General features: G+C 59.6%; 14 protein-coding genes. 7 read left to right on the forward strand and 7 right to left on the reverse strand.

Translation table 11 applies throughout. The features are described from left to right. Positions 1–10: 10 nt before the first annotated feature. Positions 11–2,302, reverse strand: coding sequence for a beta-glucosidase BglX (bglX, locus tag AC6CIA_RS06065; protein WP_498311086.1), 2,292 nt, complete (start codon positions 2,300–2,302; stop codon positions 11–13). 245 nt (positions 2,303–2,547) lie between these two features. On the opposite strand from bglX, the gene AC6CIA_RS06070 reads away from it, so the two are divergent. The 4 genes from AC6CIA_RS06070 (at position 2,548) to AC6CIA_RS06085 (ending at position 5,948) form a co-directional block, all read left to right on the forward strand. Further along, complete coding sequence (locus AC6CIA_RS06070) at positions 2,548–3,156, forward strand: LemA family protein (RefSeq protein ID WP_339529112.1); 609 nt, start codon at positions 2,548–2,550, stop codon at positions 3,154–3,156. After that, positions 3,156–3,881 (forward strand): TPM domain-containing protein, encoded by a 726-nt coding sequence (locus AC6CIA_RS06075; protein ID WP_498311087.1) that lies wholly within the window; start codon positions 3,156–3,158, stop codon positions 3,879–3,881. The genes AC6CIA_RS06070 and AC6CIA_RS06075 overlap by 1 nt, the downstream gene beginning before the upstream one ends. Positions 3,882–3,909: 28 nt before the next feature. Continuing rightward, the gene (locus tag AC6CIA_RS06080) at positions 3,910–4,527 is read left to right on the forward strand and encodes a TPM domain-containing protein (RefSeq protein WP_498311088.1); all 618 of its coding nucleotides are present in this window, start codon (positions 3,910–3,912) and stop codon (positions 4,525–4,527) included. 200 nt (positions 4,528–4,727) lie between these two features. Beyond that, the gene (locus AC6CIA_RS06085) at positions 4,728–5,948 is read left to right on the forward strand and encodes a class I SAM-dependent methyltransferase (RefSeq protein ID WP_498311089.1); all 1,221 of its coding nucleotides are present in this window, start codon (positions 4,728–4,730) and stop codon (positions 5,946–5,948) included. 111 nt (positions 5,949–6,059) lie between these two features. On the opposite strand, the gene AC6CIA_RS06090 is transcribed toward AC6CIA_RS06085, so the two are convergent. From AC6CIA_RS06090 to AC6CIA_RS06100, 3 genes are all read right to left on the reverse strand, one after another. Further along, positions 6,060–8,627, reverse strand: a complete 2,568-nt coding sequence (locus tag AC6CIA_RS06090) for a TonB-dependent receptor (RefSeq protein WP_498311090.1) — start codon at positions 8,625–8,627, stop codon at positions 6,060–6,062. A 127-nt stretch (positions 8,628–8,754) separates the two neighbouring features. Beyond that, positions 8,755–9,723 (reverse strand): FecR family protein, encoded by a 969-nt coding sequence (locus AC6CIA_RS06095; RefSeq protein WP_498311091.1) that lies wholly within the window; start codon positions 9,721–9,723, stop codon positions 8,755–8,757. After that, positions 9,720–10,259: an RNA polymerase sigma factor gene (locus AC6CIA_RS06100; protein ID WP_498311092.1), complete on the reverse strand. Its 540-nt coding sequence runs from the start codon at positions 10,257–10,259 to the stop codon at positions 9,720–9,722. The genes AC6CIA_RS06095 and AC6CIA_RS06100 overlap by 4 nt, the downstream gene beginning before the upstream one ends. 169 nt (positions 10,260–10,428) lie before the next feature. On the opposite strand from AC6CIA_RS06100, the gene AC6CIA_RS06105 reads away from it, so the two are divergent. Then, complete coding sequence (locus AC6CIA_RS06105; RefSeq protein ID WP_339529119.1) at positions 10,429–10,761, forward strand: YegP family protein; 333 nt, start codon at positions 10,429–10,431, stop codon at positions 10,759–10,761. A gap of 68 nt (positions 10,762–10,829) precedes the next feature. On the opposite strand, the gene AC6CIA_RS06110 is transcribed toward AC6CIA_RS06105, so the two are convergent. Further along, the gene (locus AC6CIA_RS06110) at positions 10,830–11,717 is read right to left on the reverse strand and encodes a dihydrodipicolinate synthase family protein (RefSeq protein WP_498311093.1); all 888 of its coding nucleotides are present in this window, start codon (positions 11,715–11,717) and stop codon (positions 10,830–10,832) included. Positions 11,718–11,742: 25 nt separating this feature from the next. After that, the gene (locus AC6CIA_RS06115) at positions 11,743–12,525 is read right to left on the reverse strand and encodes an aldolase (RefSeq protein ID WP_498311094.1); all 783 of its coding nucleotides are present in this window, start codon (positions 12,523–12,525) and stop codon (positions 11,743–11,745) included. A 159-nt stretch (positions 12,526–12,684) separates the two neighbouring features. Here AC6CIA_RS06115 and AC6CIA_RS06120 point away from each other — a divergent pair, with 159 nt between their 5' ends. Beyond that, entirely contained in the window at positions 12,685–13,227 is a 543-nt protein-coding gene (locus tag AC6CIA_RS06120; RefSeq protein WP_498311095.1) for a helix-turn-helix domain-containing protein, read from the forward strand. A 123-nt stretch (positions 13,228–13,350) separates the two neighbouring features. Here the strand turns inward: AC6CIA_RS06120 and AC6CIA_RS06125 are convergent, their stop codons facing one another. Next, positions 13,351–14,367 carry a DUF4917 family protein gene (locus AC6CIA_RS06125; RefSeq protein WP_498311096.1) on the reverse strand — a complete coding sequence of 339 codons (1,017 nt, stop codon included), beginning with the start codon at positions 14,365–14,367 and terminating at the stop codon, positions 13,351–13,353. A 126-nt stretch (positions 14,368–14,493) separates the two neighbouring features. Between AC6CIA_RS06125 and yiaY the strand changes: the two genes are divergently transcribed. Beyond that, positions 14,494–15,642, forward strand: coding sequence for an L-threonine dehydrogenase (yiaY, locus tag AC6CIA_RS06130; RefSeq protein ID WP_498311097.1), 1,149 nt, complete (start codon positions 14,494–14,496; stop codon positions 15,640–15,642). The last annotated feature ends 89 nt before the right edge of the window (positions 15,643–15,731 follow it).

Raw genomic sequence — 15,731 nt, forward strand, 5'->3', positions numbered from 1 at the left:
CAGCTGCCCCCTACAGCAGCTCGAAGCTCTGCTGCTGCACATCCTGTGAGTCCAGCCCGATTTGCACATTGAACTCGCCCGGTTCCGCGGCGAACTTGAGCTGGGTGTTGTAGAACTTCAAATCATCCTCGGTGATGGTAAAGCGTACTACCCGCGACTCGCCGGCCTTGAGCAGGATCTTCTGGAAGTTCTTCAACTCCTTGATCGGCCGGATCATCGAGCCGGTCACGTCCTGGATGTACAACTGAACCACGCTTTCGCCATCGACCTTGCCGGTGTTTTTCAGGATGACGCTGGCCTCGAGCTTGCCGGTCTTGTTCAGGGTGGTGGACGACAGCGCCATGTCCGACAGGCTGAACGTGGTGTAGCTCAAGCCATAACCGAACGGATACAACGGTCCGGTGGTGTCGTCGAAATACTGCGAGGTGTAGTTGCCCGGTTTGCCCGGCGTGAACGGCCGGCCAATGGTCAGGTGGTTGTAGTAGGTCGGAATCTGGCCCACCGAACGTGGGAAGGTGATCGGCAGTTTGCCCGACGGGTTGTAGTCACCGAACAGCACATCGGCAATCGCGTTGCCGCCTTCGGTACCGGCGAACCAGGTTTCCAGGATCGCATCGGCTTGTTGGTTTTCTTCAAGGATCGACAGCGGGCGGCCGTTCATCAATACCAGAACCAGCGGTTTGCCGGTCGCCTTCAACGCCTTGATCAGCTCGCGCTGGCTTTGCGGGATGTTCAGGTCGGTGCGGCTGGAGGATTCATGGGACATGCCACGAGATTCGCCCACGGCGGCCACCACCACGTCAGCCTGCCTGGCAGCCTTCACCGCTTCATCGATCATCGCCTGGGCCGAGCGCGGATCGTCCACCACTTCCGGCGCGTCGAAGTTGAGGAAGTTCAGGTAGTCCACCACGGCCTTGTCGTCGGTGATGTTGGCGCCACGGGCGTAGATCACCTTGCCGTTCGCGCCGATGGCGTGGCTCATGCCGTCCAGCAGGGTCACCGACTGATCGGGTCGACCCGCAGCGGCCCAACTGCCCATCATGTCGATAGGTGCCTTGGCCAGCGGGCCCACCAGCGCGATGGTCGCGGATTTGTTCAGCGGCAGCGTGTGGTTCCGGTTTTTCAGCAATACCAGGCTGCGCCGCGCAATGTCGCGCGCTTCGCTGCGGTGCAGGCGACTCTCGGCATAGGTGTCGGCCGGATCATCTGCCGCCTTGCCGATACGCAGGTACGGATCGGCGAACAGGCCCATGTCATATTTGGCGCCCAGCACTTCGCGCACGGCGTTGTCGATGTCGCTCTGTTCGATTTCGCCGGATTTGAGCAGGCCGGGCAGTTCCTTGCCGTACAACTGGTCGTTCATGCTCATGTCGATACCGGCCTTGATCGCCAGCTTGGCCGCTTCCCGCCCATCCTTGGCCACGCCGTGCTTGATCAGCTCGAAGATCGCGCCGTGATCGCTGACGGTCAGGCCTTTGAAACCCCATTCCTTGCGCAGCAGGTCGTGCATCAACCAGGTGTTGGCGGTGGCCGGGATGCCGTTGATCGAGTTCAGCGCCACCATCACGCTGCCGGAACCGGCCTTGATCGCGGCGTGGTAGGGCGGCAGGTAATCCTGGTACATCTTCACCGGGCTCATGTCGACCACGTTGTAGTCGCGACCGCCTTCCACCGCGCCGTACAGGGCGAAGTGCTTGACGCTGGCCATCAGACTGTCGGCCTGGGCCGGGCTTGGGCCCTGAAAGGCCTTGACCATCACTTCGCTGATGCGCGACACCAGGTAGGTGTCCTCGCCAAAGCCTTCGGAGGTCCTGCCCCAGCGCGGGTCGCGGGAGATATCGACCATTGGCGCAAAGGTAATGTCGAGGCTGTCGGCGGCGGCTTCCTTGGCGGCGATGCGCCCGGAACGAGCGATGGCGTCCATGTCCCAGCTCGACGCCAGCGCCAGGCTGATAGGGAAAATCGTCCGATGGCCGTGAATCACGTCATAGGCGAAAAACATCGGGATCTTCAACCGGCTGCGCATGGCCGCGTCCTGCATCGGACGGTTTTCCGCGCGGGTGATGGAATTGAAGGTGCCGCCAATGCGACCGGCGGCAATTTCCTTGCGGATCATCTCGCGGGGCATTTCCGGGCCGATGCTGATCAGGCGCAACTGGCCGATCTTTTCATCGAGGGTCATTTGCCTGAGCAGGTCGCTGACGAAGGCGTCCTTGTCTTTAAGCGTAGCGGGCCTGGTCTCGGCGATAACGGGGTAACTGGCCAGAGTGGCAACAAGGCCCAGCAAACACAGCTTCTTCATGAATATCCTTTTTTGGCGCCCTGTGCAGCGTTCAAGCGGAACGCTACTCGGCCAAAATGTTGGGAACGGCTATTGTTGTTCGGGTGTTATTCGGATAAATGCCGCACACTTCTGAACTCTCTATCGCGCTGGGCATCTTTTTAGCTGATTGGCTCAATGCAATCCAGTGATGGCGGATTATGCCCCAAGCGCGCGATGTATAGGGTCAGTCATCAAATTCCATAGGATTGGGCAGGAGAAACACCATGCAAGCAGCACATACTCTTCGATGGGGCTGGAAAGCAGCCGCTCTGTTACTGATCAGCACCGTGCTGAGCGGTTGTGGCATCAACAAGATTCCGACCCTCGACGAGCAGGTCAAGGCGGCCTGGGCCCAGGTGCAGAACCAGTATCAACGACGCGCCGACCTGATCCCCAACCTGGTGGAAGTGGTCAAGGGCTACGCTGCCCACGAGCAGGACACCCTTACTGCGGTGATCGAAGCGCGGGCCAAGGCCACCTCGATCCAGGTGGACGCCAGCACCCTCGACAACCCGGAAAAACTCAAGCAGTTCCAGCAAGCCCAGGACGGTTTGAGCGGCGCCCTAAACCGCCTGATGGTGGTGTCCGAGCGTTATCCGGACCTGAAGGCCAACCAGAACTTCCTGGCCCTGCAATCGCAGCTTGAAGGCACCGAAAACCGTATCAGCGTCGCGCGTCGTGATTTTATCGCTGCGGTGCAGGCGTTCAATACCGAGATTCGGACCTTTCCTGGTCGTCTGTGGCACAGCGTGATGTACAGCGACTTGCCGATCCGCGCCAACTTCGAGGCTACCAGTGCCGATGCCGATAAAGCGCCGCAAGTGAAATTCTGATGGGCCGGCGTGCTTGGTGGCTGGCGGCGTTACTGCTGTCCTGGTGCCTGACTGCCCAGGCCGCCCTGGACTTCCCGGCCTTGACCGGGCGGGTGGTTGATAACGCGCAAATGATCGAGCCGGCGGTGCGTGAGCGCCTGAGCCAGCAATTGCAGGCGCTGGAGCAAACCACCGGGGATCAGATCGTGGTGGTCACGGTGCCGGACCTGCAAGGATTGCCGATTGAGGATTTCGGTTATCAGTTGGGGCGACATTGGGGGATTGGCCAAAAGGGCAAGGACAATGGCGCACTGTTGATCGTCGCCCGCGATGAGCGCAAGTTGCGCATCGAAGTCGGCTACGGCCTGGAAGGCGTGCTCACCGATGCGCAGTCCTGGGTGATCATCAATCAGGTGATCACGCCAGCGTTCAAGGCGGGGAATTTCAGCCAGGGTATCAGCGATGGCGTTGCCGCCATGCTGCAGGTGGTGGGCGGTGAACCGCTGGCGGTGCCAGCCCATGTCGCTGATCCCGATTTTGCCAGGAACAACCCGGTGTTCTCCATCGGTCTGTTCATCCTGCTGCTGGTGGTGTTGTGGTTGTGCAATCGCATGGGCCTGCCGGTGGGTGCCATTCTGCTGGCCATTCTCAGCAGCAGCGGCCGTGGCGGGGGCGGGGGCGGTGGTGGCGGATTCAGAGGCGGCGGCGGTGGTTTCGGCGGTGGCGGGGCTTCGGGCGGCTGGTAATGACAATAACTAACGAGCAACTACAACCATGGCATTACTGAGTGAACACGAGCAACGTCAGGTCGCCGAAGCGATCGCCAGGGTCGAGCAACAGACCGACGCAGAACTGGTGACCGTGCTGGCGGCCCGTGCCGACGACTACGCCTACATCCCATTGTTGTGGGCCAGTGTGGTGGCGCTGGTGGTGCCGGGAATCGTGCATTACCTGTTTGGCTGGCTGAGCATGCACACCTTGCTTTTGACCCAATGGGCGACGTTCATTGTGTTGTGCCTGCTGTTCCGGCTGCCGTCGATCACCACCCGACTGATCCCGCGCACCGTGCGGCATTGGCGGGCGTCGAACCTGGCGCGCCGGCAGTTCCTGGAGCAGAATCTGCACCACACCGTCGGCAGCACCGGCCTGCTGATTTTTGTCAGCGAAGCCGAACGGTATGTGGAAATCCTGGTGGATGACGGGATTTCCCAACGGCTGGATGACAGCCGTTGGGATGCCATCGTCAAGACGTTTACCCAGCAGGTGAAACAGGGGCAGACGCTGGCCGGATTTATCACGTGCATCGAGGCCTGCGGCGAACTGCTCAAGGAGCATGTGCCGGTGACGCATGCGCGCAATGAGTTGCCCAACCGCCTGATCGTCCTGAAGTAACCCGTTCAAAAATGTGGGAGCGGGCTTGCTCGCGATAGCGCAGTGTCAGTCACTGAAGATGTTGACTGATCCACCGCTATCGCGAGCAAGCCCGCTCCCACATTTTTCAATGGTGGTGTCCGTTGGGCAAATAACTCCGTGCCCTGGCGCCCTATCCCCCTTAAAATGCCCGGCATTTCCAGCCCGAGGCGTTTTTGTTCATGTCTGTTACTGCCAAACCTGCCAGCCCCGCGCCGGATCATCATGCGCAGTTCATCGAACTGCTGAGCGCGAGCCTTGAGCAAAACGCCTTTATCAAATTGGTACTGGCCAAGTACGTTGGCGATGAAGCAGACCTGCAGCGCCTGATCATCAAGCAACTGACGGTCAAGGAACAGCCGTGTCTGTCCTTCGTCTATCGCTACAAAACCCGCGACATCACCAAGAACTTCGCCGTGGAAGAGGGCGTGGCGGCAATTGCCGGGCTGCTGCCGGCCTCGTTCAAGAACGCGCACCTGTTGTCGGTCACCGACGAAGCGCAGTTGGAATACAGCAAAAAGAACAAAAGCTCGCTGTTCAGAAGCAAGCCGCAACAGTTGCGTGAGGCGCCGTCGGCCGAGCACAACCGTGAGAAGAACCGTTTCCTCGACTTGAGCCGGCCGTTTCTCGCCGACCTGGGCGTGACCAATGCCAAGCACGAGTTGATCCCGGCGATGTCGCGCAAGTGGAAGCAGATCAACAAGTTCATCGAAGTGTTCAGCCATGCGCTGACCTCCTCGCCGTTGCAACTGGATCAGCCGGTGCGGGTCGCGGATTTTGGCTCGGGCAAGGGTTACCTGACCTTCGCGATCCATGATTACCTGCGCAACACCCTCAAGGCCGAGGGCCAGGTGACGGGCGTCGAGTTGCGCGAAGACATGGTGACCTTGTGCAACACCGCCGCGGCTCGGTTGGAGCACCCCGGGCTGCAGTTCAAGTGTGGCGACGTGCGTAGCGTGGCGCCGAGCGAACTGGAAGTGATGATCGCCCTGCATGCCTGTGACATTGCCACCGATTACGCGATTCATACCGGTATCCGCTCCGGCGCGTCGATCATCATGTGCTCGCCGTGCTGTCACAAGCAGATCCGCTTGCAGATCCAGAGCCCGGTGTTGCTCAAACCCATGTTGCAATACGGCCTGCACCTGGGCCAGCAGGCGGAAATGCTCACCGACAGTCTGCGGGCATTGTTCCTGGAAGCCTGTGGCTACGAGACCAAGGTCTTCGAGTTCATTTCCCTGGAACACACCAACAAGAACAAGATGATCCTTGCGGTCAAACGCCCAGAGCCGGTTGACCCGACTCAGTTGTTGGTCAAAATCGAGGAACTCAAGGCGTTCTACAACATCACCGAGCATTGCCTGGAAAGCCTGTTGCGGGCCGATGGTTACCTGTCCATTTAGACGTCTGCGAATCCCGTCTTGAGCTGCATTGGGTAGGGAGCGCTCGGGCGTTACGGTTGCTTGGCGAGCTTCAAGACGGTATCGACGGGGCTGCGAATAGCAGCCTCCGGCCTAGAAAAACCGCGTCACGCTGATTTTCGCGTTGCGCCCTACGCTGTAGGCACTGTCGCCACTCAAGGCGGGCAGGTAGCTGCGATTGAACAGGTTGTCGACGGTGAAGTTGACTTCGGTACCTTTCAGATACGCCTGTTGCGGCTTCCAGTTGGCGAACAGGCCTTGGGTGTCATAGCTGGCGTTTGCGTACTGATCGTAGAAACGGTCGCCTACCGAACTGTTCAAGCCGCCTGAGTATCTGTCACTGGGCAGGCGGTCGGTCTTGCGCACGAATTGCCCTTGCCAGCCGACTTGTGCGTCCCAGCTCGGGATTTTAGTGCCCAGCACGGCAACCCATTTGGCCGGCGGTATATCACGTGCCCAGACGTGGAGGTCGGTTGCCCAAGGGTTGGTGTAAGGGTTTTCGCGTTTGCCGGTGGCCCATGAGTAGCTCAAGGAACCGAACAGATAGTTGGAGTCATAGTAGCCTTCGAGCTCGAAGCCCTTGATGGTCATGCCGCCGACATTCCGGTAATTGGACTTCGCTGCTTGGTCGGTGCAGACATCGGCAATGCTGCCGGGCACCACCATTTGTTGCTGGCAACCGATGCCGGTGGCCTTGAAAATCTCGTCTTCGATTTTGTTGTGGAACAGCGTTGTGCGCAGTTGCAGGTTGTCGCCACTGGCAATCACGTTGGAAAAGTTAGTGACGTTACCCAGGGTAATTGCGGTGATGCGCTCCGGGTCGAGGTCGAGGCTGGTGGCAGTGCGGCTGCCCAGGCCCTGGACTTCATACTGCTCGTCGATCACCGGTGCGCGCCAGGTGCGGCTCCAGTTGGCGAACATGGCCACGTCCGGGGTAACTTGCCAAAACGCTGCCAGACGCGGTGACCAGCCAGTGTAAGTGCGGTTGCTGTAGTCATGGCCAACCGCTGGGTCCTGGCTGCTGTAGTACGGCGCATCGTTGGCGTCGCCGCGGTTGCGCACATGGTCGTAGCGCAGGGACGGGGTGATGGTCACGTCGCCCAGGGTCACGGCGTCCTGCAGGTAGAACGCGTGAGTGTCGACTTTACCGTGGGGCATGAACGACGGCTGGAAATGCCCATGGTTGTATTTGGGGGTGTCGTGGGTCGAGCCGGGCATCCAACTCTCGGTTTCCCGGATGTGCTTGCGCAGTTGCACGCCGGTGGTCAGGGCGTGCTCCAGCGGGCCGGTGTTGAACCGGCTGATATTGCGCAGTTCAAGAATCTTGTCGGTGTAGGCGGTGTCCATCTTGCGCCCGCCGGTGGCCAGGCTGAAGTAAGCGTCGGCGTTGCGTTCGTCGGTCTGATCGGTGTCGGACTGCGAATAGCTGAGCTTCATGTCCACCCACGGATTGTCCAGCGGCTGATACTCGTATTTGCCCGACCAGGTGGTGTCGACCGTGGTTCGGTTGGCTAAAAACCGTTTCAGCGCTCCCTCGTAGCCATAACGGTCGATATTGCTCTGGCTGGGTGGCGTCGGGTAGCTTTTGGCCGAGAAAGGCGTCCAGCGCTGGCTGTTGGAGCGAGAGTAGGACATGCCGACGCTGTGTTCGTCGGTCAGGTGCAGGTTGAGCTTGAACAGTTTGCCGTCGACATTTTGCGCGCTGTTGGGCAGGCGCTGGGGGTTGATCGGGAATGCGTTATTTGGATCGGGGCGGGCATCTGCCAGCTTCATGTCGCCGCCGTCGCGCTGAGTCAGGTAGGCCAGTGCGTCGAAGCGGCCATCGTCGGTACGCCCGTAGACGGCGCCACTGTAGACCTGTTCGTGGTCATTGCTGGAGTAACCGTACTTGAGCATCGCGCCGCTGTCGCGACCGTCCTTGAGCAAGTCCGGGGCGTCTTTGGTGATCATGTTGACGGTCCCGCCAAAGCCACCGTTACCGGTGAAAGCCGAGTGCGGGCCTTTTTCCACCTCGATGCTCTTGATCAACTCAGGCTCGATGAACACGGTGCCCTGCTGATAGCGCTCGAACCCGCTTTTGGTCGCGCCATCGACGGTCAAGGGCACATCTTCGGCATCGCCCAGGCCGCGGATGTTGATGGTCTGGCCGCCCGGTTTCATCGAGCCCCCCATGGTCACACCCGGCAATGTCTGCACCAGACTGGCGATGTTGTTGGGCTGGTAGCGGTCGATATCGGCCTGGGACAGGGTGGAGCGGCCCACGGTGCTGGAGTCGACTTGATTGCCGTTGCCAATCACGCTCAAGGCGTCCAGTTGAATCACACCGCTGCTGGTGGTTTTGCTTTCCTGCGGGCGCACCACATAGGTGCTGCCAACTTTGATCAGCGTCAGTTCGCGGTTGCTCAACAGCGTGCGGATTGCCACTTGCGGGGTATAGTCGCCGTGGATGGCTGGCGCCTGCATATTGCGCAGCAGCTCTTCATCAAACAGCAGCTGGATTTTCGCCTGTTGTGCCACCTGGCTCAATGAGGTGGCCAGAGGCTGAGCCGGCAGTTGCCAGTTGAACGATTCGGCCTGGGCCGTGAGGCAGAAGGCCAGGCACGTGGCGATGAGTGTCGGTCGAAGAAACAGCTGCTGAGTATGGCAAGGCGCGCGAAACATGAAATCCCCCAAAGCGGCTAAATAGCCAAAAAAGGCATGCGTATCAAACGCAGACCGGAGGAAGACGCGGCAGCCAAAAAAAACCACACATGCGAATGTAAAATATTCTCAAGTGGGCGATGCTGTCTTATTGACGCGCCTCGATCCTGATTTTTCCGTCTTTCAGCACCACGGTCTTGACCGGTAGCAGCGCCGGCAACGCGTTGAGCAGCGCGTCCGGGTCATTCACATCAAGGTTGCCCGAGACCTTCAGTTGCCCCACCGCACCGTCGGCCAGCACCACCGCCTTGGGGCGGTACAGGTTCAGTTCGTCGATCAGGCTGGCCAGTTCGCGGTTGCGAAAGGACAGGTGTCCGCTGCGCCAGTCGGCAATTTCGCCGGCGCCCAGGGTTTGTCGTTGCACGGTGCCCTTGGCGTAGCTGTAGCTGGCTCGCTGTTGTGCACCGAGCAATGTGGCGTCGGCCTTGTGGTCGGGCTCGAAGGCGACCTTTCCGTGGGCGACGCTGACGACCAGCTGCTGCTGGCTGCGTCGCACATCGAACGCGGTGCCCACCACCCGCACATTGGCTTCGCCTGCGCGCACGAACAGCGGTCGCTCCTTGTCAGGCGCCACTTCCAGGTACAACTGGCCCTGGTCCAGAGAGACCTCGCGGCGATAGGCGTTGAAGTCGACCCGCAACCGGGTATTGGCGTTGATGTACAACGTGCTGCCGTCCGGCAGGTTCAGGCTGCGCATACCTTTGCCTTGTGCCGCGACGTCGGCGTGATAGAGCCCACGGGGGGCGCCGAGGTTGTTGCTCAGCACCGCACACACCAGCGCTGCCGCGACGGCCAGCGCCGGTCGCCAGACCGAGGGTTTGCGAGGGGGCAGCGGGATGGGTTTGTTGAGTTGCTGCAACTGGCCGAGGTCGGCCCACAGCTGTTCGAATTCGGCGTAGGCGCGGGCATGCGCCGGCTCGGCATGCCAGGCGGCAAATGCCTTGCGGTCGACCTGGCCGCCTTCGTGGCGGTTGCGCGCAAACCAACTGGCGGCCTGGGCATCGATGGCGTCGTGCTCATCAATTTCACGGCTGTCGGTGTCGCTCAAGCGGGTCATTCTGGCTGCTCCTTGCCCGGTTCTCGTTGAAGTCGCTGCTTGCAGTGCAGCAGGGCAAAGGCAATGTGCTTTTCCACCATGCTGATCGAAATCCCCATGCGTTCGGCGATCTGGGCCTGGCTCAGGCCTTCGAAGCGGTGCAGCATAAGGGCTTCTCGCCGGCGCGGCGAGAGTTCACCGAGGACTTCTTTCAACTGTTCCAGGCGTTGGATGCGTTGGGCGGCGGCCATCGGATCGTTTTGCTCGTCGATAAAAGGCTCGGCATCCCGGTCGGCCTGTTCGTGGTGAACGAGGTGTCGCACTTTCTGTTTGCGCCAATGATCACGCAGCAGGTTGCGCGCCATTTGAAACAGAAATGCCCGTGGCTGCTCGACCTTGGCCCGGTCGCGGTAGTCCAGCCATTGGGTGAAGACATCCTGTGTCATGTCCGCCGCGTCGCTGGCATTGTCCGTGCGCTTGCGCAGGTAATGCAGGATATCTGCATAAAAACCGCGAAAGGTCTCGGGCGACCACGGGTCGGGCTTGAAACGAGACATGGATATCCTTCTGACAGCGCGCGCGACAGGAAAGTCGTGAATGATATCGAGAATTATTGTCATTTGTCTCCGGGCAGTGCTCAAAGAGTGCTCCCGGGTGGCAAAAAAGCGAGCATGGCCTTTAATCCTACAGGTCGTTGATCGCATTCTCGGTTAAAGGGAGCAGAGCATGGCTGGATGGTATGAGTTAGAAAAAAGCACCAATGGGCAATTTCGCTTTGTGCTTAAGGCAGGCAATGCGGAAACTATTTTGACCAGTGAGCTTTACACCACTCAAAGTGCCGCTGAAAACGGTATCGCCTCGGTTCAGGCCAACAGTCCGCTGGCTGAGCGTTATGAGAAAAAACTCGCCAAGAGCGGCCAACCGTACTTCAACCTCAAAGCCGCCAATCACCAGGTGATCGGCAATAGCGAGCAGTATGCTTCGGAAGCCGCTCGGGACAAGGGCATCGAAAGCGTCAAGACCAACGGTCCCACGACCACCATCAAAGACAAGACCTGACAGTTCCCGTGAACGCGAAAACCCCGACACGGGAGTGCCGGGGTTTTTTCGAGGCTATTGGCTCTGGCTTAACGCAATGTCGCCAAAAGCGTGCTCAATTGCGTGCGGTCTGTCTCATCCAGCGGAAACACCGGCAGTCGCGGATCGCCAGCTTCCAACCCGGTCATCCGCAAACCGGCCTTGATCGTCGCCGGTAAACCGCCCTTGAGGATGAAGTCCAGCAAGGGCAACTGGCGGTAGAACAGGTCCCGTGCCGTGTTCAAATCGTTGGCCAGCACCGCCTGGTACAAGTCCAGGTTGAGTTGTGGAATAAGATTCGGTGCGGCGGTGCACCACCCTTTGGCACCAGCGGCGAAGGCTTCCAGCGCCAAGGGGTTACAGCCGTTATAGAACGGCAATTTGCCGTCACTCAGGCGATACAACTGGTGCATGCGCTGAATATCACCGGTGCTCTCTTTGACCATCGTCACATTGTCGACGCTGTTGACGATGCGCAGGATCAACTCCACCGACATGTCCGTGCCGCTGGTGGCCGGATTGTTATAAAGCATGATCGGCACGCCGATGCTCTCGCCGATGGCCGCATAGTGCGCGAAGATCTGTGCTTCGCTGAGTTTCCAGTAAGAAGCCGGCAGCACCATGACCACATCGGCGCCTTGCCCTTCGGCGAAACGGGCGCGACGTACGGCCTTGGCGGTGGTCAGGTCGGACACGCTGACGATGGTCGGCACCCGCCTGGCGACCTTCGAAATACTGTAGGCGCTGACTTCGTCCCACTCCGCGTCGCTCAGGTAGGCACCTTCGCCCGTGCTGCCGAGCGGCGCGATGGCCTGTACGCCGCTGTCGATCAAACGCTCGATGGAACGGCCCAGGGCGTCGAGGTCGACGCGAGCGCCGTCGGCGCTGAAAGGGGTGATGGTGTAGCCGATGATGCCGTGAATAGTAGGGCTGGACATGGAGGATCTCCGGTCGAAAAAGGCTTCAGTTCAGGCAATCGGCGTGTTGACGCAGGTTCTGCCGGGCGTAGTAGTTGAACGCTGCGCCGTGGCGCTTGGGTTTGGAGATCCAATCGTGGGCCTCGCGTCCCAGCGCCGGCAGGATCGGCTTGATAGTGCCGGCTGCCATGGCCAGCAGTTGCAGTTTGGCTGCCCGTTCGATCAATTGCGCTATCACACAGGCTTCTTCGATGCTGCTACCGGTGGATAACTGGCCGTGATGCGACAGCAGGATGGCGCGCTTGTCGCCCAGGGCGGTGGTGATGATTTCACCTTCTTCGTTACCCACCGGCACGCCGGGCCAGGCCTCCAGGAACGCGCAGTCTTCATACAGCGGGCAGAGGTCCATGTGCGACACCTGCAGCGGTACTTCCAGCATTGACAGGGCGGCAATGTGGGTAGGATGGGTGTGGATGATGCAGTTCACATCCGGCCGGCCTCGGTACACCCAACTGTGAAAACGGTTGGCCGGGTTGGGCATGCCGTGGCCCTCCAATACTTCAAGGTCTTCGTTGACCAGCAGCAGGTTGCCAGCGGTGATTTCATCGAAACCCAGGCCCAGTTGCTGGGTGTAGTAGGTGCCCGGTGTTGGCCCTCGCGCGGTGATCTGCCCGGCGAGACCGGAGTCGTGACCGTTCTCGAACAGAATACGGCAGGTCAAGGCCAGCTTTTGCCGGTCAGTCCACGTATTATCCGCCAGGGTATTTTGCATCTGGGTCAGCACTTGCTTGACCAGTTGTTCTTTCGCAAGTGCTAATGTCTTGGCCATATCGGTGTCCCTTTGGAAGGTTCAATGGACGTCGATTTGCTGGTTCCCGCTGCTCGCAAGGTCGTTGGGTTCGCACAAATGACACAAAAGATGCTATATGACACTCTGTGTCATTGACAAGCAATAATCATCGCGTCCTGCCTGGATTAATCGCTGCGAATGTCTATCCGTTTGAAATTACTAAGAAAAAAACTCGGCATTAGCTTGGAAGCCTTGGCCGAAAAATCCGCCATGACCAAGAGTTACCTGTCCAAAGTCGAGCGTGGCTTGAACACACCGTCGATTGCCGCAGCGCTGAAACTGGCCAAGGCGCTGAACGTCAAGGTTGAAGAGCTGTTCAGCGAAGACAATGCCAGCCTCGACAGTTACAGCCTGGTGCGTAGTCACGAACGCCAGCTTTTGTCCGGTACCGAGGCGTCACCGGGCTATGCGGTGCTGGCTCACCAGGTCAGTCAGCGCAGCCTGTTGCCATTTATCATCTACCCGCCGACTGAGTTCAGCGACAAGACCTTCAAGGAACATATGGGGGAAGAGTTTCTGTTCGTTCACGAAGGTCGGGTGGAGGTGGATTTCATGAATGAGCGGGTAATTCTGGAGCGGGGCGACGCGCTTCATTTCAACGCACAAAAGCCTCATCGGATTCGCTCGGTGGGGGAGGTGCAGGCGCAGTTGCTGGTGGTGGTGCACAGCTCCGAAGAATAGCGTTGAGCAAATGTGGAGCGGGCTTGTTCGCGATTGTGGTGGGTCAGTCGCCGGATGTATTGGCTGACACGCTTCAATCGCGAGCAAGCCCGCTCCCACACGGGATCCTCATTGAGGTGCAGATCAGTGTTCGACGGGTATGGACAGCGCTGGATTGCCCAGCGCATGAGTGCGCGCTGCAAAGAACCGCAGATCTATATCCATTCCCTCGAACAACCCCGCATAACGGCGCTTTTGCTGCTGGATAAACCCCTCGCTGCGACCAGATACCGAGATGGCCAGGGACTTGATCTTCGACTGTCGGATCGCCTCCACCAAGTGTGAATCCTGCTCACCCAGATGATGGCCGAAGATGCACAGCGCGCCCTCCTGCTCCAACAACTGCTCATAGCAGAACGACAAGTAATCCGAGCTGCGAATGCTCTTGAGCTTCTCGCCACTCGGGCCTTCGTTGACAAACAAGGGCACGTCGTCGAGGGTCTTGAGGGTATTGTTGATGGCGAAACTGCTGAGCAGGGTGCTGTCGGTGGACGCCAGTTTGCGCGCCGAGCCATCGAGATTGCGCACCAGGTGCAAACCACCGTGCAGGTAGAGAATGCGTGGGGTGTCGGTCGCAGTGTTGCGCAAATCAAAGTGCGCGTCGGCACCACGGAACAGGTCATCGATACCCGGTGCATGGAGGATCGACCAGTAGTTGAGCAGGTCGTAGTTGCTGGTGAACACCGTTGGGTAACGCGCCAACTCCTGATTGATCGTGGTCAGGGTCGTTGGCTGTACCAGGCGCCACGGAATATGCACGGCGTGGATGGTATTGATCAGCGCTTCCTTGATTGCATAGTAACGATTACGCGGCGCCGCAGAGCTGACGGCCAGGGCCTTGTTGACCCGGCTGGTGGTTTTCAGTGCGCCCAGCACTTGCTCGAAGCTGCGGGTCTGCATCGCGTCAAACACGCTCAACTCGGAAGCGCCCAGGGGTTTTTCTTCCACGGCGCGAGCGTTTTCGAACAGCGAGTCGTAGGCAAAATCCTCCCACACTGCGCGACTGGCGCCGTTACCGATCAGGATTGCGGCGAAGGCGATGCTGCCGCGCAGCACGTTCCAGTCTTCAAGGGAGGCGTCGATATCCTGGAAATCCTTCATTGCGGCGGGTCTACTCAAAAACGGCTGGACGGTGACTTTATCACGGGCCGACGTTGATCCTGATCAAGATCCCACAGGCGGGTGGGGTCGATGCTGTAGGCATCAACGTATCCCGAGGAAATCACCATGAGCAGCACCTTCTTCATTCCCGCCGTCAACATCATGGGCATCGGCTGCCTCGACGAAGCCATGACCGCCATCCGCAACTACGGTTTTCGCAAGGCGCTGATCGTGACTGACGCCGGACTGGCCAAGGCGGGCGTTGCTGCCATGATCGCCGACCAACTGGCCAGGCAAGACATCGATTCGGTGCTCTATGACGGCGCCAAGCCCAACCCCAACGTCGAGAATGTCGAGAAAGGCCTGGCGTTGCTCCAGCACAGTGGCTGCGATTTCGTGGTGTCCCTGGGCGGCGGCTCGCCCCATGACTGCGCCAAGGGCATCGCCCTGTGCGCCACCAACGGCGGGCACATCGGTGACTACGAAGGGGTCGACCAATCGACCCAGCCGCAACTGCCACTGGTGGCGATCAATACCACCGCCGGTACGGCCAGCGAGATGACGCGGTTTTGCATCATCACCGACGAAACCCGGCACGTGAAAATGGCGATTGTCGACCGTAACGTAACGCCACTGCTGTCCGTCAACGATCCTGCGCTGATGGTCGCCATGCCCAAGGGGCTCACGGCGGCTACCGGCATGGATGCGTTGACCCACGCCATCGAAGCGTATGTCTCCACCGCCGCCAACCCGATTACCGATGCTTGTGCAATCAAGGCCATCGAACTGATCAGCGCCAACCTGCGCCTGGCCGTGCGCGACGGTAGCGACATGGCCGCCCGGGAGAACATGGCCTACGCCCAATTCCTTGCCGGCATGGCTTTCAACAACGCGTCCCTGGGCTTCGTCCACGCCATGGCCCACCAGTTGGGCGGTCTGTATGACCTGCCTCACGGCGTCTGCAATGCGGTGCTGTTGCCGCATGTGCAAAGCTTCAATGCCAGCGTCAGCGCCGCGCGCCTGAGCGACGTGGGCCGAGCCATGGGTGTCGAGACCCAGTCCTTGACCCCGGAAGAAGGTGCCCAAGCCGCCATTGCCGCGATTCGCTGCCTGTCCCAGGACGTCGAGATCCCCGCCGGTCTGCGCGAACTCGGCGCCAAGGTGCAAGACATCCCGTTGCTGGCGACCAACGCCCTCAAGGACGCCTGTGGCCTGACCAATCCCCGGCCTGCCGATCAGCGGCAGATTGAGGAGATTTTCCGCAGCGCGTTCTGAGGGGAACAGCGGCAAGTTATAAGCCTCGGGCAACAAGCTGTTAATCTGCACACTGCTCTTAACTTGAAGCTTGAAGCTTGAAGCTTGAA

It is taken from the genome of Pseudomonas sp. GQ91 (genome assembly GCF_059758795.1).